This is a genomic window from Roseiarcus fermentans (assembly GCF_003315135.1).
GTDB classification, from domain to species: domain Bacteria; phylum Pseudomonadota; class Alphaproteobacteria; order Rhizobiales; family Beijerinckiaceae; genus Roseiarcus; species Roseiarcus fermentans.
In genome coordinates, this window is sequence record NZ_QNRK01000009.1 from 119,620 (window position 1) to 140,360 (window position 20,741).

The 20,741-nt window shown below is 69.4% G+C and carries 16 protein-coding genes and 1 tRNA gene; 5 read left to right on the forward strand and 12 right to left on the reverse strand.

Annotation, left to right across the window (positions count from 1 at the left end; translation table 11 throughout):
* Nucleotides 1-78: 78 nt before the first annotated feature.
* Both DFR50_RS09935 and DFR50_RS09940 read right to left on the reverse strand, forming a co-directional pair.
* Nucleotides 79-1,041, reverse strand: a complete 963-nt coding sequence (locus tag DFR50_RS09935) for a tetratricopeptide repeat protein (RefSeq protein ID WP_113889050.1) — start codon at nucleotides 1,039-1,041, stop codon at nucleotides 79-81.
* A gap of 219 nt (nucleotides 1,042-1,260) precedes the next feature.
* On the reverse strand, nucleotides 1,261-4,137 hold the full coding sequence (locus tag DFR50_RS09940; RefSeq protein ID WP_113889051.1) for a valine--tRNA ligase: 2,877 nt from the start codon (nucleotides 4,135-4,137) through the stop codon (nucleotides 1,261-1,263).
* Between the two features lie 1,900 nt (nucleotides 4,138-6,037).
* On the opposite strand from DFR50_RS09940, the gene DFR50_RS09945 reads away from it, so the two are divergent.
* Nucleotides 6,038-6,589 (forward strand): Spy/CpxP family protein refolding chaperone, encoded by a 552-nt coding sequence (locus DFR50_RS09945; RefSeq protein ID WP_170153143.1) that lies wholly within the window; start codon nucleotides 6,038-6,040, stop codon nucleotides 6,587-6,589.
* Between the two features lie 287 nt (nucleotides 6,590-6,876).
* On the opposite strand, the gene DFR50_RS09950 is transcribed toward DFR50_RS09945, so the two are convergent.
* From DFR50_RS09950 to DFR50_RS09970, 5 genes are all read right to left on the reverse strand, one after another.
* Nucleotides 6,877-7,503: a DUF2497 domain-containing protein gene (locus DFR50_RS09950; RefSeq protein WP_245427555.1), complete on the reverse strand. Its 627-nt coding sequence runs from the start codon at nucleotides 7,501-7,503 to the stop codon at nucleotides 6,877-6,879.
* Between the two features lie 138 nt (nucleotides 7,504-7,641).
* Nucleotides 7,642-9,078, reverse strand: a complete 1,437-nt coding sequence (locus tag DFR50_RS09955) for a TolC family outer membrane protein (RefSeq protein WP_113889053.1) — start codon at nucleotides 9,076-9,078, stop codon at nucleotides 7,642-7,644.
* Nucleotides 9,079-9,326: 248 nt separating this feature from the next.
* Nucleotides 9,327-9,998, reverse strand: coding sequence for a protein-L-isoaspartate O-methyltransferase family protein (locus DFR50_RS09960; protein ID WP_113889054.1), 672 nt, complete (start codon nucleotides 9,996-9,998; stop codon nucleotides 9,327-9,329).
* Between the two features lie 59 nt (nucleotides 9,999-10,057).
* Nucleotides 10,058-10,131, reverse strand: a tRNA-Cys gene (locus tag DFR50_RS09965).
* A gap of 84 nt (nucleotides 10,132-10,215) precedes the next feature.
* Entirely contained in the window at nucleotides 10,216-10,926 is a 711-nt protein-coding gene (locus DFR50_RS09970; protein ID WP_113889055.1) for a CDP-alcohol phosphatidyltransferase family protein, read from the reverse strand.
* Between the two features lie 165 nt (nucleotides 10,927-11,091).
* Here DFR50_RS09970 and DFR50_RS09975 point away from each other — a divergent pair, with 165 nt between their 5' ends.
* The 3 genes from DFR50_RS09975 (at nucleotide 11,092) to DFR50_RS09985 (ending at nucleotide 15,120) form a co-directional block, all read left to right on the forward strand.
* Entirely contained in the window at nucleotides 11,092-12,339 is a 1,248-nt protein-coding gene (locus tag DFR50_RS09975) for a UbiH/UbiF family hydroxylase (RefSeq protein WP_113889122.1), read from the forward strand.
* Nucleotides 12,340-12,655: 316 nt separating this feature from the next.
* Entirely contained in the window at nucleotides 12,656-14,221 is a 1,566-nt protein-coding gene (locus DFR50_RS09980; RefSeq protein WP_113889056.1) for an oleate hydratase, read from the forward strand.
* 107 nt (nucleotides 14,222-14,328) lie between these two features.
* Entirely contained in the window at nucleotides 14,329-15,120 is a 792-nt protein-coding gene (locus DFR50_RS09985) for a hypothetical protein (protein WP_113889057.1), read from the forward strand.
* A gap of 24 nt (nucleotides 15,121-15,144) precedes the next feature.
* On the opposite strand, the gene DFR50_RS09990 is transcribed toward DFR50_RS09985, so the two are convergent.
* From DFR50_RS09990 to DFR50_RS10010, 4 genes are all read right to left on the reverse strand, one after another.
* Nucleotides 15,145-15,750, reverse strand: a complete 606-nt coding sequence (locus DFR50_RS09990) for a riboflavin synthase (protein WP_113889058.1) — start codon at nucleotides 15,748-15,750, stop codon at nucleotides 15,145-15,147.
* 139 nt (nucleotides 15,751-15,889) lie between these two features.
* Nucleotides 15,890-16,243, reverse strand: a complete 354-nt coding sequence (locus DFR50_RS09995; RefSeq protein WP_113889059.1) for a hypothetical protein — start codon at nucleotides 16,241-16,243, stop codon at nucleotides 15,890-15,892.
* A 103-nt stretch (nucleotides 16,244-16,346) separates the two neighbouring features.
* Nucleotides 16,347-16,829 carry an ester cyclase gene (locus DFR50_RS10000; RefSeq protein ID WP_170153144.1) on the reverse strand — a complete coding sequence of 161 codons (483 nt, stop codon included), beginning with the start codon at nucleotides 16,827-16,829 and terminating at the stop codon, nucleotides 16,347-16,349.
* A 607-nt stretch (nucleotides 16,830-17,436) separates the two neighbouring features.
* Entirely contained in the window at nucleotides 17,437-17,817 is a 381-nt protein-coding gene (locus DFR50_RS10010) for a tautomerase family protein (protein WP_113889062.1), read from the reverse strand.
* A 92-nt stretch (nucleotides 17,818-17,909) separates the two neighbouring features.
* Between DFR50_RS10010 and DFR50_RS10015 the strand changes: the two genes are divergently transcribed.
* A complete protein-coding gene (locus DFR50_RS10015; protein ID WP_113889123.1) occupies nucleotides 17,910-18,767 on the forward strand; it encodes a LysR family transcriptional regulator in 858 nt (285 codons plus the stop codon).
* Nucleotides 18,768-18,928: 161 nt separating this feature from the next.
* Here the strand turns inward: DFR50_RS10015 and DFR50_RS10020 are convergent, their stop codons facing one another.
* Nucleotides 18,929-20,656 carry an AMP-binding protein gene (locus DFR50_RS10020; protein WP_245427577.1) on the reverse strand — a complete coding sequence of 576 codons (1,728 nt, stop codon included), beginning with the start codon at nucleotides 20,654-20,656 and terminating at the stop codon, nucleotides 18,929-18,931.
* Nucleotides 20,657-20,741: the final 85 nt, after the last annotated feature.

The following is a 20,741-nucleotide window of genomic DNA, read 5'->3' on the forward strand; positions in this document are numbered from 1 at the left end:
GCGGGCCTTATACCCGCCCCGCCCGGGGCGGCAAACGGCGACGGTCGGATGGAGACCCAGCCCCGCGGGCGCCAACCCCTATTCGGCGGCCGAAGGCGGGGCCGCGGCCATCACCGGGATTCCGAACGGTCGCAGGATCTGCAGCGTCTGGACGACCGTGCGGGAAATCACCGAGGGGAGCGGAGGGCCTTTGGCGCGCTCGTCGAGCATCGCGGCCGCCGCCGCCCGATCCTGCGGGCTCGCGTCGGCGAAGTCGCGCCGGTAGAGATCGCGGATCCACTCGTCCTTGGGACCTTCCGCGCCGTTGTTGGCGATGGTCAGCCACATCAGCCCTTTCGGACGCTGCGGCAGCACCCCGTCTCCTACGAACAACAGGTGTCCCAGCAGCGCCTCCGACGGACGATGGCCCTTGCCCGACGCCAGCGAAAGCCACCGCACCGCGACGAGCTTGTCCCTCGCCAGACCGCCCGCCCCGACGAGGTACATGTGGGCGAGATTGTACTGCGCATCCGGGTCCCCGAATGTCGAGGCGGCGTATTGGAACAACTCGCGCGCCCGCTCCGGGTCGGGACGGACCTCGCTCTTGGGAATGCCGGTCAGGCTGTAGACGCCCACCGCGACGAAGGCGCTCGACACCGCGCCGCGGTTGCGCGGGTCGAGCGAGTCCTCGTCATAATCCTGAACGAGCTGGTTGAAATATTGGTAGGCTTTGACGTCGTCGCGTTGGACGCCGACGCCATCGGCATACATCTCCCCGAGCTTCCAGCGCGCGACCGGCTGGCCGCCTTCCGCCGCATAGGTCAGCGCGTCGACGCACGACGCGGCGTTGCCGGCGTGGAGGTCGTCAAGACCGGCGCGCAGGGCCTGTTCCGCGCTTGCGTAACTCTTGGGGCTGATTTTCGCCGGAACGCCCGACGTCTCGCCGTCGAAGGCGAAAGCGGACGCCGCGCTGAGCGCGACGAACGCCGCTGCGGCGAGCAGCGCCGCCTCGCGCCGCCGCCATCCCCTGTCTCCCACCTCAAAACACGCGTAAACGCGCATGGATCCCGACCCGCCGACCGGCCACGCGGCGGCCTCGAACGAGGGCGCACACAACGCGTGACAAACGTAAACCCGAGCCCGGAAACTGCGAGTCGTTTATGGCGCAATCGCGGCGCGGCGCCGCCGGAATCCGGACGCCCGGAAGATGCAATGGGGCTGTTGCCGCGAAGACACATGCGCTTTTTCACACTACACATAAGCTATTACTATTCGCCCTCTTCAAACCCCTTCGAGACGCTCGCGCGCATGCGAGAGCTTGACCAGCCGGGCCTCGAACGTCTCGCGCCGCTCCTCGTGCTCGGCGATCACCTCCTCCGGGGCGCGCGCGAGGAAGTCGTCGTTTCCGAGTTTCGCCGCGACCTTGGCGATCTCGACCTTAACCTTGGCGATCTCCTTGTCGAGGCGGGCCCGTTCGGCGGCGAGATCGACCACGCCGGCCAGCGGCAAGGCGGCGACCTCGCCCCTCACCACCAGCAGCACCGAGCCCGGCGGCGCCTGCTCGGCCGTCTCGATGGACTCGACCCGCGCGAGCCGCTTGACCGCTTCGCTCCAGGCTGCGGCGCTCTTCGCCGTCCGGTCGCCAGGCGAGACCAGGATCACCGACATCGCCGTCGATGGCGGAACGCCCATCTCGGACTTCACCGAACGGATCTCGCCGATCAGGTCGACGACCCAGCCGATCTCAGACTCGATGGCCTCGTCGATCTCGATTCCCTCGTTCGGCCACGGCCCCATGGCCAGCGGTCCCTCGCGCGACGGACCCGCCTCGCCCTTGATCGCCCAGAGTTCCTCGGTCAGGAACGGCATGAACGGATGCAGAAGCCCATAAATCGTGTCGAGCACGTGAGCGATCGTCGCCCGAGTCTCCGCCCGGACGGCCTCGTCCGCCTCGCCCTGGAGGACAGGTTTGGCGAGTTCGAGATGCCAGTCGCAGAACACGCTCCAGACGAAGCGATAGACGGCGTTGGCGGCGTCGTTGAAACGGTAGGATTCGATCGCCCCCGCCGTCTCGGCCGCGGCTCTCGCCGCCTGCCCGAGAATCCAGCGATTCAGCGGTTCGCGCGTCGCGGCGGGGTCGAACCCTGCCACGCGGGCGCATCCGTTCATTTCGGCGAAACGCGAGGCGTTCCAGAGCTTCGTCGCGAAGTTGCGGTAACCCTCGACGCGCGCCTCGGACAGCTTGATGTCCCGCCCCTGCGCCGCCATGGCGGCGAGCGTGAACCGAAGGGCGTCGGCGCCGTAGCGGTCGATCAGGTCGATCGGGTCGATCACGTTGCCCTTCGACTTCGACATCTTGGCCCCCTTCTCGTCGCGGACGAGGGCGTGGATGTAGACGTCGCGGAACGGGATCGCGTCCTGGAAGTGCAGCCCCATCATCATCATCCGGGCGACCCAGAAGAAGATGATGTCAAAGCCCGTGATCAGCACGGCGGTCGGGTAGAACCGCTTCAGCTCCGGCGTCTCGTCCGGCCAGCCGAGCGTCGAGAACGGCCACAGCGCCGACGAAAACCAGGTGTCGAGCACGTCCTCGTCGCGCTTGAAGGTCTCGGCCAGCCTCGCCGGGTCGCGCGACAGCGCCTCCGCCTCGGCTTCCGTCAGCGCGCCGCGCTCGACGCCGTCGGCGAGCCCAGCGGCATAGGCTGCGTCGTCGGTTTCCTCGACGAAGCTACCGCCCCACGGCGAATACCAGGCCGGGATCTGATGCCCCCACCAGAGCTGCCGGGAGACGCACCAGGGCTGGATATTCTCGAGCCAGTCATAATAGGTCTTCTCCCAGTTCTTCGGCACGAACTGGGTCCGCCCGTCGCGGACCGCATCGAGGGCCGGCCCGGCCAGCGTCTTGGCGTCCACGAACCATTGATCCGTGAGCCACGGCTCGAGGACTGCGTTCGATCGGTCGCCATGAGGGACCATGTGGGCGTGCGGCTCGATCCGGGCCAGCAAGCCGGCGAGCGCCATCAGTTCGACGATCGCCAAACGGGCCGCGAACCGGTCCTGCCCATCGACCGCGGCCATCAGTCGCGCATGGTCGTGGTCACTTTCCAGGCCCTCGAAGAACGCGAGATTGTCCTTGAGGACGACGCGCGCTTCGGCGTCGAGCACGTTGATCGCCCGCGCGCCCTCGGCCTCGTGGCGCTTGCCGACCTCGAAATCGTTGAAGTCGTGGGCGGGCGTGATCTTGACGGCGCCGGTCCCCTTCTCGGGATCGGAGTACGCGTCGGCGACGATGGCGATCAGCCGCCCGACCAGCGGCAGGCGCACCTGCCGGCCGACCAGGCTCTGGTAGCGCTCGTCCTCGGGATGCACCGCGACCGCCGTGTCGCCGAGCATGGTCTCGGGCCGCGTGGTCGCGACCGTGACGCGCTCCCCGGTCTCCTCGCCGTCCCGATCGACCACGGGATAGTCGAAATAGTAAAGGTGGCCGTTGGGGTTTCTTGAGAGAACCTTTCCAAGCGAGACCGCATCCAGGGGCGCGCCGTCGTCGCGCGACCACTTGAACGAGCCCCTGCACTCGACCTGCTGAACCTCGAGATCGGAAATCGCCGTCTGGAACTTCGGATCCCAGTTGACCAGCCGCTTGTCCTTGTAGACGAGGCCGTCGCGATAGAGCTGGACGAACACCTTCGCGACGGCGCGCGACAGCCCTTCGTCGAGGGTGAACCGCTCCCGGCTCCAGTCGCAGGAGGCGCCGAGCCGCTTGAGTTGCTGCACGATCGCGCCGCCCGACTCGGCCTTCCACGCCCAGACGCGCTCGAGGAAGGCCTCGCGCCCCATGGTCCGACGATCCGGCTGTTGCGCCTCGGCGAGCTTCCGCTCGACCACCATCTGGGTCGCAATTCCCGCGTGGTCCGTGCCCGGCTGCCAGAGCACGTCGCATCCGTTCATGCGGCGATAGCGCGCGAGAATGTCCTGCAGCGTGTTGTTGAGCGCGTGCCCCATATGCAGGTTGCCGGTGACGTTGGGCGGCGGAATGACCATGCAGAAGGGTTCTGCGTCCACTCGCTCGGAACGGCCGGCGCGGAAGGCTCCTGTGGCTTCCCAAAGCGCGGAAATGCGGGATTCGACCGCAGAAGCGTCAAACGATTTGTCCATCATGGGATACCAGTCCGCGCCGCCCCGCCGGGCCGGCTGATTACGGTTGCATCGCGGCGCTTCGCGGCCCGCCGGCCGGAGCCGACGGCCTTGCGCCGCGCCGGGTTAAGCCCCACGGCGCTTCGCAAGTCAACGGAGCGTGGGCGGTCGGCGAGCCGCGCGCCTCGCGAGGCCGCCGTCGTGACCGGCCGCGCCTCCCCGGCCGGCCGAGAATTCGTGCGCAGACCGGCGCCGACGCCGCCGATGCGCGCTCTTGCAGACGAAATCACGATTTCAGGACCTCGAACTCCATATTCTCGCTCGCGATCCCTCTCGCGATCCCTCTCGGTCTGCGGAAGGGCCGCGGCGCCTCGACCGCCGGCCGCGGCGGCCCGCGAGGAGCGCGCGCGGCCCGTCTATCCGAGCCGGTTTTCAACCTTTCCAAACCCTTGCGGCCGATTTCGTGGGCGAATGTAACCCCCAAGATGGACGCCGAAGAACGCCGTCATCGCGAGCGAAGCGAAGCGACCCAGGGGCCGCTGGGCTGCTGTTGCGGCTCGTGGACCGCCACGCCGTCCCTCGAGCTTCGTCCGGGCCGGTTTTTCGCCTTTTCAGGGACTTGCAGCCGATTCTGCGGGCGGTTGTAACTCCCAAGTCGGCAGCGAACAGCGCCGTCATCGCGAGCGACCCCCGGGTCGAAGAGCCCGGGGGGAAGCGATCCAGGGCCGCAGGGCCGCTGTCGCGCCCTCTGATCGTCCCGCCGCCCTTCGTTGCGAGCAGAAGACGGAGCGATTTTTTCCGCAGGAGGCAAGCGGCGGCATGGGTTGCTTCGTCGCTTCGCTTCTCGCAATGACGGGTTGGGAGTTGCGGGCGATTGTCGCGCCCGGGCCGATCGACCGCTCCGACCTTGCGAGGAGCCAAGTCGCCGCGCCCTGCGGCGCGGACAGCTTCCCGCCGACCCCCTCGACCCGGGGGCCAGTCGCGGCGACGGCGCGCCGGGCAGGACGACCGCCGGGCGACCGTCGCGGGCGGAGGGTCCCGCGGGTCGGGGGCGGTCTTCGCCGCCCCTGTCCTTTCGGAGCCGGTTTTGCGCTTTTGCAAGGCCTTGCAGAAGATTTTGCGGCCCAACGCAACCCAGGGACGGCGGCCCTGCGCCGTCGTCGCCACGCTTTCGGCTTCTCGCGACGCCGACGCAAACCAGGCCGCCGATGCGTCCGGCGGCATGACCGCCTTCGCCTTCGGCGCGCACGGACGCCCGCTCCTTCCCTTACCGAAAGCCGTCCTTCCTGGCGCGAACTCGTGGCCCGCGCCTCGCGGCAATGCGCTCCGACGGGACGCGCGAGCCACCGGCAGCGGCCGTCGTGACGTCGAATTTCTCCAACCGGACACGTGTCGCCTTGCTTCGCCGCACAAAGCCAGCGCATCAGATCTCAAGTTACCACGGACTTCTGCCTATCGGAAGGAATCGCTTCAAGAATTTCGCCCGCACCAAAGTCAGCCGATCGCGCCCTGCAACAGCGCCGTCGGCGCGAGCGCTGCGCGGCGGCGGCTCGGCTCCAACAGCGGATCTCGACCTGCAGCATGCCGCGGCCGCCGGACTTTCGCCAAAGCCGCCCTTCTTTTGATTTTTCCCTTCGATTTGTCAGTTTGCTATGCCCACGCCGCTCGGCCAGCGTCGGCAAACTTAAATCCTCGTTCAGTGTTTCTGACCGCGACTGGACGCGCTTTCGTCACCCGCGCCAATGACGGAGAATAACCTTCGTGTCGTACACTCCCCGCTTCGTACATCTTTAGGCCATATACACGCGCTATATCCGAAGGACAGACCAGGACAAGTTTGGAGTTCTTTCGATAAATCGCTCTTCACAAAGGAAGCCTGACTCGACCTCGAGCGATCATCTTTCTGGCAATGGGAGAGACTAACATGAAGCGCATGCTCGTTGGAACACTTGCCGCCGCCGCCATTTCCACCCTCACCACTATGCCCGCGGTGGCGCAGAGCGATCAGCAGCGCCCGCGCGAAGAACGCATGGCGCATTGGGCGGCTGATCGCGAGATGATCCTCCAGTCCAGGCTCGCCGGCATGAAAACCGGACTCGGACTGACGGCGGACCAGGAGAAGCTTTGGACTCCGCTCCAAGCCGCAATCCTCGACGCCTTCCAATCGCGCATGGAAACCATGCAGCAGATGGTGAAGATGCGTGAGGGCGGCGGCCACATGTCCCCCTCCGACCGCATGGAGTTCATGGCCAGCCGGATGGCGCAGGGAGCCGCGCACATGAAGGCGACCTCCGAGGCGATGAAGCCGCTTTACGCCAGCCTCGACGCCAAACAGAAGCACAACTTCGACGTGCTGAGCCGCAGCGTCATGATGTCTGGGCGTGCGTCGCGCAGCGTGGAATGGGTCGACTACGGCGGGGATGCCGGGGGCAGTTGGGAGCCCGAGGGCTGGGACGGCCAGCAGGAACAGCCGTAAGCCGAAGCGCTCCGGCGCTGCGGCTTCTCGTCGCCGTCTCGGGGTGAAGCGGCGCGTCGGTTGCTCGGTTGCGTTGACTTCGCGATCCGGCCCGCGGAGCCGCTCGCTCCGGCGCCATGGAGCGTGCGCTTGGCGGACACGTCCGTCGATCGTGGATGAGCGCTTCTTGGAATCGGCGCTGGGTGGGCGGTCCAACCTCGCCGGCCTAGGGTTCGAACGGCCGCAAACCGCTTTTCCGGCCTCGCCCACAACAGGCCTGCAGTCAGAGCCCGAAAGAACCGGCTTCCTTAACGCGTCGACTGACTGATCCGCTCGATCTCCGCCCGCACCAGCCGTTCGACGATCGCCGGGAGGTTCTCGTCGAGCCAGGCCTTCAGCATCGGCCGGAGCATTTCGCGCGCCACCCCCTCGGCGACTTCCGTGCTGCGCTGGGCGAGACTGGCCGAGAGGGCGTCGAACGCCGAGGCGACCGCCTTGCCGGCCTCGGCGGAGAGGAGCGGCGCATCGTCCGACGCGTGAGCGCCGGACGAAATGGCGGCGGCGGGCGCGGGCGATCCGGTCGTAGCGGCTGGCGGCGGGGGCGGGACGACCGCCTCGGGCTCAGCCTGTCGCGACGCCGCCTTGGGCGCGTTCGACTCGGGGGCCGGCTCGGCTCGCTGGGAGGGGGAGCGCGGAGCGGAATCGCTCTTGGAAAACACGATCTGCGGCGCCATCGGCACCGCAGCCGCGGAGACCGGCGCGCCCTTCGGCTCTGGCCGCCCGGCCGGCTGACGCTCCTCGGCGATGATCGTCCGGATCGAGGCGAGAATCTCCTCCATCGACGGCTCGTGCGCCCGCTGCGCTCTGCGAAGCGAATCCTGCTCGCGCTCGGCCGCGCTCGTGCTGGCTGCGCTCGTCCTCATCGCTTCGGCCACAATCGCGTCCTCGAGAAAACCGCGCCCGCAAACAACCGGTCGAACGGCGCAGATGGTTTGCGAATCACCGATCGGAAGGTAGCCGCCGCGCGCCGCGGCGCGCAAGCGCGCAGCCGGGCGCCGGCTCGTCGTCCACGGCTATTTGCCGTCGGGCGTCCGCAGCCCGATCCACTTGTTCTTCACCTGGTCGTAGTGAACGCGCGGATCGTATTCTTCGACCGCCAGCCCGAGGGTCGGCGCGTTGAGCCGTCCGATGGTGGAGAGCAGCGAGTAGGAGAACACCACCTGGTCGTGCTCGGCGCGGACGAGCTGGGTGCGGGCGGACAGCAGCGCCTGCTGGGCGTTGAGCACGTCGAGCGTGGTGCGCTGGCCGACCTTGGCTTCCTCGCGGACGCCGGCGAGCGCCACCTCGTTGGCGGCGACCGAGGCGCGCGCCGCCTTCACGACGCCGATGGCCGCCTGAAAGCGACCCCAGGCCGCCACAACGTTCTGACGGATCTGGTCGCGCGTCGAACTCGCTTTCAGCTCCTGGACGCTCAGACCTTCCTTGGACTGCCGGATGTTGGCGTATTCCGCGCCGCCCTGGTAGATCGGGATGGTCAGCTGCCCGGTGATCTGCGCGGAAAACAGCCGCTGCCCGGGAGTCGCGTTGACGTCGTAGCTCTGCGCCAGTTGGCCGGTCACGCTGGCCTGCGGGTAGAGAGCGCCTTCGGCGATCTTGATGCTGAGCAGCGCGACGTCGACGCCGTGCTGCTGGGCGACGATGGCCGGGTGCTCGACCTGCGAAATGTTGACCGCCTCGGGCAGAGTCCTGGGCAGCGGCTTCGCCAGCGGCTTGACCGGCGCGAGCGTCTTCGGCTGGTCGCCGATCACCTGGCGATACGTGGCGACCGAGCCTTCGAGAACGGCCTGGTCGGTCAGCAGTTGCGCATTGGCGCTGGCGAGGCTCGCCTCCGCCTGGGCCACGTCGGTGCGGGTCACCTCGCCGACAGTGAAGCGGTCCTTGGTCTCCCGCAGCTGTTCCTTCAGAACCTCGACGTTGTTCTTGTCGAGTTCGACGATGGCGGAGTTCTGCAGCACGTCCATATACGCGGTGACGCCGGAGAGCAGCGTGTTCTGCTCCGTGTTGCGCAACTGCTCGCGCGCGCCCAGAACCTGAGAATCCGCGCTGCGGATCTTGTTCATCGTCTGGTAGCCGTCGAAAATCGTTTGCTGCGCCTGCACGCCGTATCCGCGCGGGAGCGTGCCGAGGGCGTAATCCGTGTCGGACGCGCCGGTCGAGGTGGGACTGATCAAATTGCCGTTCTGGTGCGCGACGCCGGCGTTGCCGAAGGCGGAGATCTTCGGCAGATAGCCGGCGTTCGCCGCAGGAACGCTTTCGTCGGTTTGCCGGACAGCGGCGCGCTGCGAGTTGATGTCGGGGTTCGTCACATAGGCTTTCGCCAGGGCGCCGCTCAGGGTTTCCGCCCGCGCCGCCGGGCCGCTGATCGCGAAGGCGGCGACGGTCGCAAGGAGCGCCGGCCGGATCACGCCCCCGAGCGTCCGGACGGATGGTCGTGTCTCGCTTGCACCCATGCTTCGATCCGCCTCCGCCTCGCCCGCGCCGGAGAGAGTCCCCCTCCCCGCCCGTCCCGCCGTCGCACGCCCGACGAGAATATCCAAGTCACCATCCCGCGATCCGGCGCCGCGCCGCACATCATAGCCGCCGCCCTCCCGAATGCCACCCGCGCCACCCGCAAATACGCCCGGCCTCGTCACTTTTTCGCCCGGGCGTCGCAAAGATGAGACACTTTTCGTCGACCGCGCGCGGGGCGCGGCCAGCGCTAGAAGACGAAACTCGGCGCTGGCGCGAAACCGTCGAGGACGTCGGCCGCCGCCTCGAACAGGGCGCGTCGGCTCACCCCTCCGCTGCGCCGCTCGTACAGGGCGGCCTGCGGCGCGCCGACGATCGCGTCGATTCCGACCAGTCTGCCGCCGTCCGCGAGCTGCCGGATGAGCGTGTCCGGCGCGACGCGGAAGGCGCCTTCGACGACGATCACGTCGAAAGGCGCTTGCGCCACGGCGCCGTTCGGCAGCGGTCCCTCGATCACGGTCACGCCCGCGCGCCCGGCGAGCAACCCGCGCGCCGCCGCCGCCGCGCCGGCGTCCGATTCGAGCGCGACGACCTTCGCGCCCATGGCGTCGAGCAGCGCCGCGCCGTAGCCGGACCCCCCGCCGACGTCGAGCGCGCGGTCGCCCGCGTTCACCGCCGCCGCCTGGAGGAGCCGCGCCAGCGTCAGCGGACGCAGCAGCCGGCGGGTCTTCGCCCCGAACGCCGGGGTCTCGCGATCGAGATAGGCGAGCGGGCGAAGCTCCGCCGGCACGAACGGTTCGCGCGGCGTGTCGAGGAAGGCGGCGAGCACTTCCTGGTCGACCACGTCGCCGGTGCGCAACTGGCAATTGACCATGTGCAGCCGCTGCTCGAGGGTCCCGTCGGCCGGAGAAGTCGTCGCCATTGGAATCCGCCCCCGCGCTTCTGACGCACGGGCCGTCCGTGCCTCATGGTCAGTTGAATTGGAGGCCTCGCCCGGAATCGAACCGGGGTGCAAGGATTTGCAGTCCTCTGCGTAGCCACTCCGCCACGAGGCCGGCGACGAACCAAGGCGTTCGGCCGCAACGGGGGCGCTATAGCAAGGATTCGCTCGGCCCGGCAAGCGCCTCAAGCGTGCGATCTTAGGCCCACGGCGAATGACGCAGCAGCGGGAGCGCGAGGAAGTAGGCGCCGGTCGCGACCATGCCGGCGACGACCCAGTGCGGCGGCGACAGATCGAACAGAATCGCGAGCGCGGCGAAGGCGAACCAGGCGAGCGTCATCGCGATCGTCAGCGCCCTCAGCCGAAGCACGCGCAGCGGATGGACCGAGACGACCGGCGCGAACATCAGCGCCGTCGCCCCCAGGAGGACCGCGGCGCTGACGATCCAGGGCGGGCGCAGAACGAAGAGATAGAGCACCAGAATGTTCCACGTCGCGGGAAAGCCGCGGAACCACAGGTCGTCGGTCTTCATCCGGGTGTCGGCGAAATAGAGCGCGGAGGCGATCACCACCACGAGGCCGATCCAGAACGAGGCCTCGGTCGGCATCAGGTCCGAGCGCCACAGCGCCACCACCGGCACCACCACATAGGTGAGGAAGTCGATCACCAGGTCGAGGACCACGCCGTCGATGGTCGCGGCGGTCTCGTGCACCCGGGCGGCGCGCGCCAGCGTCCCGTCGATCCCGTCGATGAACAGGGCGAGGCCGAGCCAGGCGAACGAGATCGCGAACTGCCGCTCGATCGCGGCGTAGAGCGCGAGCACGGCGACCGCGCCGCCGGACGCGGTGAACACGTGGACGGAGAAGCCCGCCGCCTTCGCGACCCGAACGGGTTGCTTCTCGCTCGCCATGCCTTATCCGCCCGCCTCTCGTTGCGCGACAAAAGCGCAAACGCGTTCGCCCGTGGCTTGACCGCGCCGCCTCCGGCTTATCAAAGTCCGGCGACGCCGTCTCCCCATGGCGACCGCGCCGGCCTCCGCCCGGCGCCGCAAGACAACCCGATCGAGCCGCCGCCCATGACCCGCCTCGCCGAACCTGCCGACCGTATCTGCGACGTCCTCGTGGCCGGCGCCGGACTCGCGGGCCTCGCGGCGGCGATCGCCTTCGCCCGAGCCGGTTTCGACGTCGTCGCGTGCGGGGCCGACGAACGGCTCGCCCGCGGCCGCACGGTCGCCATGCTCGCCCGCTCGATCGCCTACCTCGATTCGCTGGGCCTGTGGCCGGCGATCGAACCGCAGGCCGCGCCGATGCGGGCCTTGCGCATGATCGACGACACCGGCGGGCTGTTTCCGCCCCGCCCGGTCGAGTTCGCGAGCTCGGAGATCGGCCTCGAGACGTTCGGCTGGAACGTCGAGAACGACCTCATGGCCGATTCGCTCGCCGCGCGCGCTGCCGCCGCTCCCGGCGTGGAGCGGACCGGACGCCCGGTCGAAAGCTACGACTTCTCCGGCGAGCGGGCGCTCGCCCGGCTCGCGGACGGGCGCACGGTCGCGGCCGCGCTGGTCATCGGCGCCGACGGCCGCGCTTCGCCCGCCCGGCGCGCCGCAGGCTTGAGCGTGCGCACGCATCGTTATCCGCAGAGCGCGCTGACCGCGCTGCTCGCGCACCGCTTGCCGCATCGCGATGTCTCGACCGAGTTCCACACCCGGCAGGGGCCGTTCACCTTGGTGCCGCTGCCGCCGGCGGGCGAAGCGGCGGACAGGTCGAGCCTCGTCTGGCTGATGTCGGACGACGAGGCGCGCCGCCGCGAGACGCTCGACGACGCTGCGCTCGCGCGCGAGATCGAGCGTCAGGCGCGCTCGCTCCTCGGGGCGATGCGGATCGAGGGCCGGCGCGGGATCTTTCCGATGGCGCGGCAGGTCGTGCCGACCCTGACCGCGCCCCGGCTCGCGCTGATCGGCGACGCCGCCCACGCGTTTCCACCGATCGGCGCCCAGGGGCTGAACCTCGGCCTGCGCGACGTCGAGGCGATCGTCGAGGCCGCGGTCGAGGCGCGCGCGGCCGGGGGCGACATCGGCGGAAGCGCCGCGCTCGCGGCTTACGAGCGGGCGCGCCGGGCCGACATTTTCACCCGCACGGCCGCGGTCGACGGGCTGAACCGGGCGCTTCTGGCCGAGTTCGCTCCGCTCGACCTCGCCCGCGGCGCCGGGCTCGCGGCGCTCGCCGCGGTGGGGCCGCTGCGGCGATTCGTCATGCGCGAGGGGGTGGCGCCCCGGTTCGCCCGGCCGCTTCCCGGGCCCGCGCGCCGCCCGGACAACGCCTGACCGGCTCGGCCGGCTACCGCGGGGGCGCGGACTCTCGACCCCGACGTCAGACCCTTCAACCGCTTGCGCCGTTTCTGGCGACGGGGGCGGATTTCCGAGCGCGACGCGGCCGGCGGCTGCGTCGACAACGACGCGCCCCGACATCCGCCCCTTGACGGCTCCTCGGATTCACTATCTTATACATTAGCAGATTGTTTTACGGCGTCCGGCGCTTGTCGCGGCCCCTGTCTGAAAACGGCCGGCCTTCTCTGCGCTCGCGCCCGGCCGAAAGCGTGCGCCGACGACGGCCGATGCAAGCGATCCGCGGGAGGCGCGCATGAAGGCGCATATCGTCGGGGGTGGGTTCGGCGGGCTGGCGGCGGCCGTCCTGCTCGTCCGCAACGCCGGGATTTCCGGCCCCGACATCACGATCTACGAAGCGGGCGACGTCCTCGGCGGCGGCCTTTATCTGCAGGGAACGGCGCAGCGCGGCTACAACCTGCCCGGCTCCGTCTTCGACAGGGAATTTCGCTGCGCGTTCGACCTGCTCGCCGGAATTCCCGCGGCGAAGACTCCGGCGATGTCCGTCACAGACGAATTCTTCGCCTTCAACGACGCCGAACCGTTCGACGACCGTGGGCGCATCGTCGACCGCGACGGCCGGCTCGTGGCGCACGACCCGCGTTTCGGCCTGACGCTCGGCGATTTCCTTCGTCTCGCCCGCGTCGCGCTCACGCCCGAAGCCTGGCTGGCGGGGAGGCGGATCGACGCGTTCTTCCCAGAGGCGTTTTTCGCCAGCGAGTTCTGGCTGCTGTGGTCGACGCTGATGGGATCGCTGCCCCAGCACGGCGCCGTCGAGTTCCGTCGCTACCTGAACCGGTTCCTCTATCTGTTCCCGAACCTCTCGGACATGACGCACATTTTGCGAACGCCATACTGCCAAAAGCAGGCGTTCGTCGAACCGATGGCCGCCTGGCTGCATCCGCTCGGCGTCAACGTCCTGACCGGCGCCGTCGTCACGGACCTGGCCTTTGCGCCCGCGACCGAGCGGATCACGGTCGTCGGCCTCGAGGTGGAGCGCGCAGGGGCGGCGTACCCGATCGCGGTCGCGCCGGAGGACCTCGTGCTGGTCACGACCGGATCGCAGGCGGCCTGCATGTCCGTCGGGTCGATGACCGAAGCGCCGAAGCCGCCGGGCGGGGGAGCGGCGGCGCTGTGGCGCCGGCTCGCCGAGCGGCGCGCGGGCTTCGGCAATCCCGACGTCTGGTTCGCTGCGGACAAAGCGGCCGATTCGCGCTGGGTGGCGTTCACGGTCACCACCACGGGGACCGACTTCCAGGACTCGCTCGCACGGCTCACGGGGAGCAAATCCGGCTCGGGCGGCCTGGTGACGCTGCGCGACGCGCCCTGGGTCCCCTCGGTGACGGTCTTTCACAACCCCGAAGTCCTCGGCCAGCCGCAGGACGCGACCGTGTGGTGGGGATACGGCCTTTATCCCGATCGACCGGGCGGTCACGTCCGGAAGGCGATGACGGAGTGCGCCGGCGCCGAGATCCTCGAGGAGGTCGTGCGGCAGTTCGGCTTCGACGGCCGACTGGCGGCGATCATGCGGACTTCGACCTGCGTTCCCTGCTGCCTGCCGTTCGTCAACAATATCTGGCTGCCGAGGAAGGGCGGCGACCGGCCGGCCGTCGTTCCGGAGGGATCCAGCAATCTCGGGCTGATCGGCCAGTATGTGGAGACGCCGAGGGACATCGCGTTCACGATCGAATATTCCGCCCGCACCGCCTGGGAGGCGATCCACCGGCTCACCGGGCGCGGCCCCGCGCCGCCGCCGGTCTATCAGAGCCAGCTCGATCCGAAGGCGCTGCTCGCCGCCCTCGGGGTGATTCTCGGTCGATGACGGCGGGCGAGAAAGCGCTCGACCTTCCGCGACGGCTTGAACAAGCCGCTGGAATCCGCGATCCCGGTCGCGCGGCCTTCGGGGCAGGCGCGTGAGCGAGGCGGGCAATGGTGGCGAGCGTCGATCCCCTCTTGGAGCCCCTGGCCCGGATCGAACCGGGCGACCGCCTCGTGGCGCTCGCCCGGACGATACAGGCGCGGGATCCGGGAACGGAAGCCGCGCTGAAGGACAGCGCCGCCGACTGGGCGCGCTTCGGGGAAACGTGCCTCGGGCAGGCGCTCTACCGGCACCGCTCCGTGTTTCGCAACGCCGCGGAGGCGCCGGCGTGGAGCCATCTCGAGCTGAGCTACTTCCGCAACATCGTTCCGGCCGACGCCATCCACGACCTCGTGGTCAGGCGGCAACCGGCAGGGACGGACCTGCTGCGCGCGGAGATTCTCCTCACCACGCCCGCGGCCTTCATCCTGCCGCGCGCCTGGCGGGGATCGGCCGATTCGCCGGGACGGCAGGCGTCGCTGGAATATATCGATGTCGACCCGATATATCTCGAGGAATACAGAGACATCATGCGGAGATACATCGGCCCCGCCGCCGCGGAGCTCGTCAGGGCGAACAGAATCGGGACTTTCAGGGCGATGGAGACGGCCGCGGTGCTGTATCGGGACCCCGGGCTGACGATCGACTGGAACCAGATTCACCTGTGCGAGGTGGACGCCGACGGCTTCGACGGGTTCGGTCAGGCGTTCGACGCCGTCCTTCGGGAGCTTTCGCCCCACGGCGGTTTCGCCGGCGTGTTCGCAGGCCTCGACCGCATCCGCGCAATCCGCCGCTGGACCTTCAACGACCCCGTGGCGGAGGCGGACAGTTCGGTTGCACGGCAAGGCGCGACGGACGGTTGAGATCCGACGGTCAGTCCGTCGAGCCTACCGCCCCGCCTCGATCAGCCGGGCCGCGTAGCGCGCCATCTGGTCGACCTCGATGTTGACCGCGTCGCCCGCCTTGCGCTCGCCCCAGGTGGTGACCTCGAGCGTGTGCGGGATCAGCAGGAGCTCGAATTCGTCGTCCTCGACGGCGTTGACGGTGAGCGACGTCCCGTCGAGCGCGACCGAGCCCTTGACCGCGATGAACTTCGCCAGCGTTTTGGGCGCGCGGAAGCGGAAATGCGCCATGCCGTCGAAGTCGCGCCGCGACACGATCGCGGCGAGGCCGTCGACATGGCCCGAGACCATGTGGCCGCCGAGCTCGTCGCCGACCCTGAGCGAGCGCTCGAGGTTGACCCGGGTCCCTGGTTCCCAGCGCCCGAGCGTCGTCACTGCGAGCGTCTCGGCCCCGACGTCGAACACGAGCCGCGCGCCGCCTTCGCGCGGGGCCGCGTCGACCACGGTCAGGCACACGCCGGCGTTGGCGATCGAGGCGCCGAGGGCGATCGACGCGGGATCGAAGCGGCTCGCGATGGTCAGCCGGTCGCGCGCGCCGAGCCTTTCCCTGTCGAGGACCTCTCCAACGTCGGTGACGATACCGGTGAACATGGCGCCTCGCTTTCCGGCCGCATCGGCTCGAGCGCGGTCATAGCGCCGCCGAAGCGGGCGGAGCAAGGCGGCGGCGGCGCCAGCGCGCAATCGGGCATCGGATGGTAGGGGCGGCGCCCGAGACGTGCGCCCATGGCCGTTACATTGGTCCGAAGCGGCCGGTGAGCCAGCTCGCGCACAGGATCGCCGCCAGCGGCGCCCAGTAGGCGAAACCGGCGCGAAGGACGACGCGGTCATCGACGATCAGCGGGGCGATGAGAAACGCGTCCAGCGTCCCGACGATCGCGGTCAGCGCGACGGCGCGCAGAAGCGGGTCGAGGAGAGGCGTGGCGAGCTTGTCGGCGAGCGTGGCGGCCGCGGCGAGCGCCGGCGCCACCGCGAGCCGCACCGCCTCCGGCATTTCCGCCGGCCAGATCTCCCGCCCCAGAGCGAGCACGCCGCCGCTCGCCGCCCACAGCACGAGCCCGCAAACGATCACCGCCCCCCACGCCATCGCGCCACTCCCGTACCCCGCGCGGACCCGACAATCACCACTCGCTCCGGGGCGGCGACGCCGCGCCCTTCACAAAACCCGGCTCGGCTGTTCTCGCGGCCAGCTAGCCCTTCAGCTGCGCAACGATCCCGGCGAGATCCCCCATACCCCAATGCTCTACGATTCGCCCGTTGGCGATGCGGAAGATGTCGCAGGAGGTGAACCACAGCCGCCTGCCGGTCGGCTCGACGCCGTAATAGACCCCCTCGTGCCGCCCCTGATAGACGAAACTGGCTGCGACCCGGTCGTCTTCCGCGACGGTCGTCTCGAGCGACACCGCGAGGTCCGGGATCGCCTTCAGCCGCGCGGCGAAGAAGGCGACCGTCGCCGCCTTCGCCGACAGGCCCGAGGGCGGCGGGGCGGCGATGGAAACCTGATGGTTGACGTAATCGTCGGCGAACAGGTCGGCGAACGCATCGATGTCGTGGGCGCTGAGGGCGTCGGCGAATTTGCGCGCCATCGTAGCGTCGGCGGCGCGGGCTTGACCGGACGCGAGGGGGCCGGCGGCCGTGACCGCGGCGCCCGTCAAAAATGTTCTGCGTCGCATGGGGGTGCTCCCTCGGCTCGCGAACGGCGAGCCGCCCACCCGATCCCTATAGTCCATTCCGAGCCCGGCAGGCGCCCCCCTCGCTCCAAGCGCGTCCTTTTCGGGCCGACCGAACGGTTCTGAGCGACCATGCGACCTGGAACCTCGAAGGCGTCGGCGGCGCCCAGGACGATCCACGGCGCCCAGCTTCGCAGGACTCGGAGCTGTTTTCGCCGATCAGCGCCCGGACACGCGTCCGCGCTGCTTTCGCGGCTTCGGTCGTTTGGCGAAGTCCTCGCGGGAGCCGAGGGCTACCATGGGCGGTTCCCGCCCCGAGGGTCGCCGTAAATGATCTGGTTATTGATCTCGCGCTCGACCTGATCACACCAGCGAGCCGGCGGCAATTCCCCCGTCGCATGGGCGGCTCTCGACCGGCGCCAGGACGCCATGCCGGCGACGAACCCTGTCGACGCCGGATCGCGCGCCTTCGCGGGCCTGGGCGTTCGCCAGGGGGCGGCGATGGCGCGCCATCGCGCCAACTCCCGGAAAAGCCTCTCGAAACTGGCGGCCTTGCGCCTCTCCACGGCCATTTCGAATTCGCCCGCTGTGACCCGCAATGCGATCGGCCTCACGCGTATTGCGCGAGGCCATGGCCGAAGGACCAATTCTCCTTGGCGACCTCGACGAGGTTGACGAACACGTCCTCCGGCCGGAGGCCGGGGCTTTCGCCGAGCGCCGCCGCGATCCGCCCGAACAGCGCCTTCTTCTGCGCCACGGTGCGGGTGTTGCTGACAGTGATCTGGATCAGCACCAGATCGTCGCTCCGGGCGACGCCGAAATACGATGGGCTGTAGCGGAAGCTCGCGGCGTCGTGCTCCGTGATGGTCATGAACTGGTCGTCTTCGGGCACGTCGAAGGTCTCGCGCAACGCACGGTAAAGGCCGTCGAAAATCGCCTGCCGGTAGGCCTCAGGCTTTCCGGCGCGAAGGGAGATGTGTGCAAGCGGCATGGGCCTTCCTCGAATTTGTCCCGCGCCAACGTAGACCGCCGCCAACCATTTTGATACGCTATGGATATTGATATCAGAGATAACGCATGGATATGGTTCAACGCCCCCTCGACCTCGACGCCGTCCAGGCCTTCGTCAGCGTCGCCGAGCTCGGCAGCTTCACCCGCGCGGCCGAAACCATGCGAACGACGCAGGCTGCGGTCAGCCTGAAGCTGAAGCGGCTCGAGACGAGGCTCGGCTGCCGGCTCGTCGAGCGGACGCCCCGGCGCGTGCAGCTCTCGGGGCGCGGCGCGAGCTTTCTCGACCATGCCCGCAGCCTCCTCGAGGCGCACGAGCGCGCGCTCGCCGGGTTCACGGCGGCCCGGCAGCGCCTCGCCATCGGCATGAGCGATCACGTCGCCGGGCCTGAGCTCCCCGCGCTGATCGCGCGCATGAACGCGCAAGACCCTCAGATGCTGATCGAAATCCGGATCGGATCGTCGGCCGAGCTGCTTCAGAGCTTCGACCGGCGAGAACTCGACACGGTGATCGTCCGTCTCCACGCCGGGCGCGCCGACGGCGAGGTTCTGGTCGAAGAGAAGTTCGGCTGGTTCGCGGCCCCCGGCTGGCGGCGTCGCGCCGGGGAGCCGCTGCCGGTCGCAACGATGGCCGAGCCGTGCGGCGTGCGCGCGATCGCAGCGGAACTGCTCGATGCGGCCGGCGTGCCGTGGACGGAAATCTTCGTCGGCGGCGGCGTCGCGGCGGTGGCTGCGGCCGTCATGGCCGGGCTCGGCGTTGCGGCGCTGGCGCCGCGCATGCTGCCGTTCGGCGCGGTCGACGTCGGCCCCAAACTCGGGCTGCCCGATTTGCCGCGCCTGCCGGTTGTGCTTCACACGAGGCTGAAGGAGGATCGGCCGCGCGACACGCTCGCGGCGCTTTCGGCGGCCTTCCGGAGCGCCGTGCGCGGCTGAGACAAGGCGCCATTGGGTCGAATCGGAACAGCCAAGCTGCGGCGATGGATCGGCAATGGAGAGTGGGCGGTCGAGGCGCTCTCCCTCCGGCAAAGGGAGGCGGCGCCGCAGTTGCGTCGAATCCCGTCTCGCCTGAAGCCTCGGGCCCCGCCCGGCGCGCCTCACCCTTCGGAAAAATCCTCGATCCGGAACTCGCGCTCCGCCCGCTCGCCCTTCTCCGCGAGGTCCGTCTCGCGAGCGCGCAGCTCGACGCGGCGGATCTTGCCCGACGCCGTCTTGGGCAGCTCGGCGAATTCGATCCGCCGCACGCGCTTGTAGGGCGACAGGCGCTCGCGGACGTGGGCGAAGATCGCGGCCGCCGTCGCGGCGTCCGGCGCGAAGCCCTCGGCGAGCACGACGTAGGCCTTGGGCGTGGTGAAGCGCACGGGATCGGGCGCCGGCACGACGGCGGCCTCCACCACCGCCTCGTGCTCGATCAGCGCGCTCTCGAGCTCGAACGGGCTCAGCCGGTAATCGCTCGACTTGAACACGTCGTCGGCCCGGCCGACGTAGGTGAGGTAGCCTTCGGCGTTGCGCGAGGCGACGTCGCCGGTGCGGAAATAGGCGCCGCCGACGGGCGCCGGACCGCCCGTGTCGTCGGCGTATCCGCTCATCAGCCCGACGGGGCGGGGCCTCAAGGGGAGCGCGATCTCGCCGTGGTCGCTCTCGAGCCCGTCGGAGTCGAGCAGAACGATGCGGTAGCCCGGCAGGGGGCGGCCCATCGAGCCGGGAATCACCCTCTGGCCCGGCGAGTTGGCGACCATCATGGTCGTCTCGGTCTGGCCGTAGGAATCGCGCAGCGTCAGGCCCCAGGCCCGCCGCACCTGGTCGATCACCTCGGGGTTCAGCGGCTCTCCCGAGGACATGATCTCGCGCAGGCGCAAGTCCGCCTTCCGGGCGCCGAGGTCCGCCTGAACGAGCATGCGCCACACGGTCGGGGGCGCGCAGAAGGTGGTGACGCCGTGGGCGGCGAGCGCGTCGAGCGCCGCGCCCGGCTCGAACCTTTGCGCCAGCGCCACCACCGTCGCCCCGGCGTTCCAGGGCGCGAATACGCTCGACCAGGCGTGCTTCGCCCAGCCGGGCGAGGAGATGTTGAGGTGGATGTCGCCGGGCTTGAGGCCCAACCCGTACATGGTCGAGAGGTGGCCGATCGGATAGCTGGCGTGGCTGTGCACGACCAGCTTCGAGCGCGCCGTCGTGCCCGAGGTGAAATAGAGCAGCATCGGGTCGTCGGCGTCGGTCGGGCCGTCCGGCTGAAAGCGCGGGTTGGGGCTGAGCAGCTGATCGAAGGCGCGCCAGCCCTCGGCCGCCGCGCCGACCGCGATGCGGACGGCCTTCGTCTCGACCTCGGCGAACTTGCCCGCGTCGGACCCGTGGGCGATCAGGAACTTGGCCCGACCGCGTTCGAGCCGGTCGACGATGTCGAGAGGGCTCAGCTGCGGCATGGCCGGCATCAGAACGAGCCCGAGCTTGATCGAAGCCAGCATCGTCACCCAGAGCTCCGGGCACGCCCCGAGCATCATCAGGAGCCGGTCGCCGCGTCGCGCGCCGAGCGTGCGCAGGCCGTTGGCGAGCCGCGACGATTCGCGCGAGAGCTCGCCGAAGCTGCGGATCTGGACCGTCTCGCCGACGATCTTGAGCGCGGTCCGCGCCGCCCAGTCGCCCCCGGCGAACTCGGCGTCGAACCAGTCGAGCGCCCAGTTGAACCGTGCCGGCCGCGGCCAGGCGAACTGGGTCTTGGCGGCCATGTAGCGGTCGTCGAGCGCGAGCAGGAGATCCCGCGCCTCGCGGAAGGTGGGCGTGTGCTCGCCCGGTCGATGCTGCGTTGAGAAGGTCATGGGAAACCGCATGGAAGGGCCGCTCCGCTTCTAGTCCGGACGGCGGCCGCAAGCGAGGATTTTGAGGCCGGCGCGACCGGACGCGCTCCGGACCCGC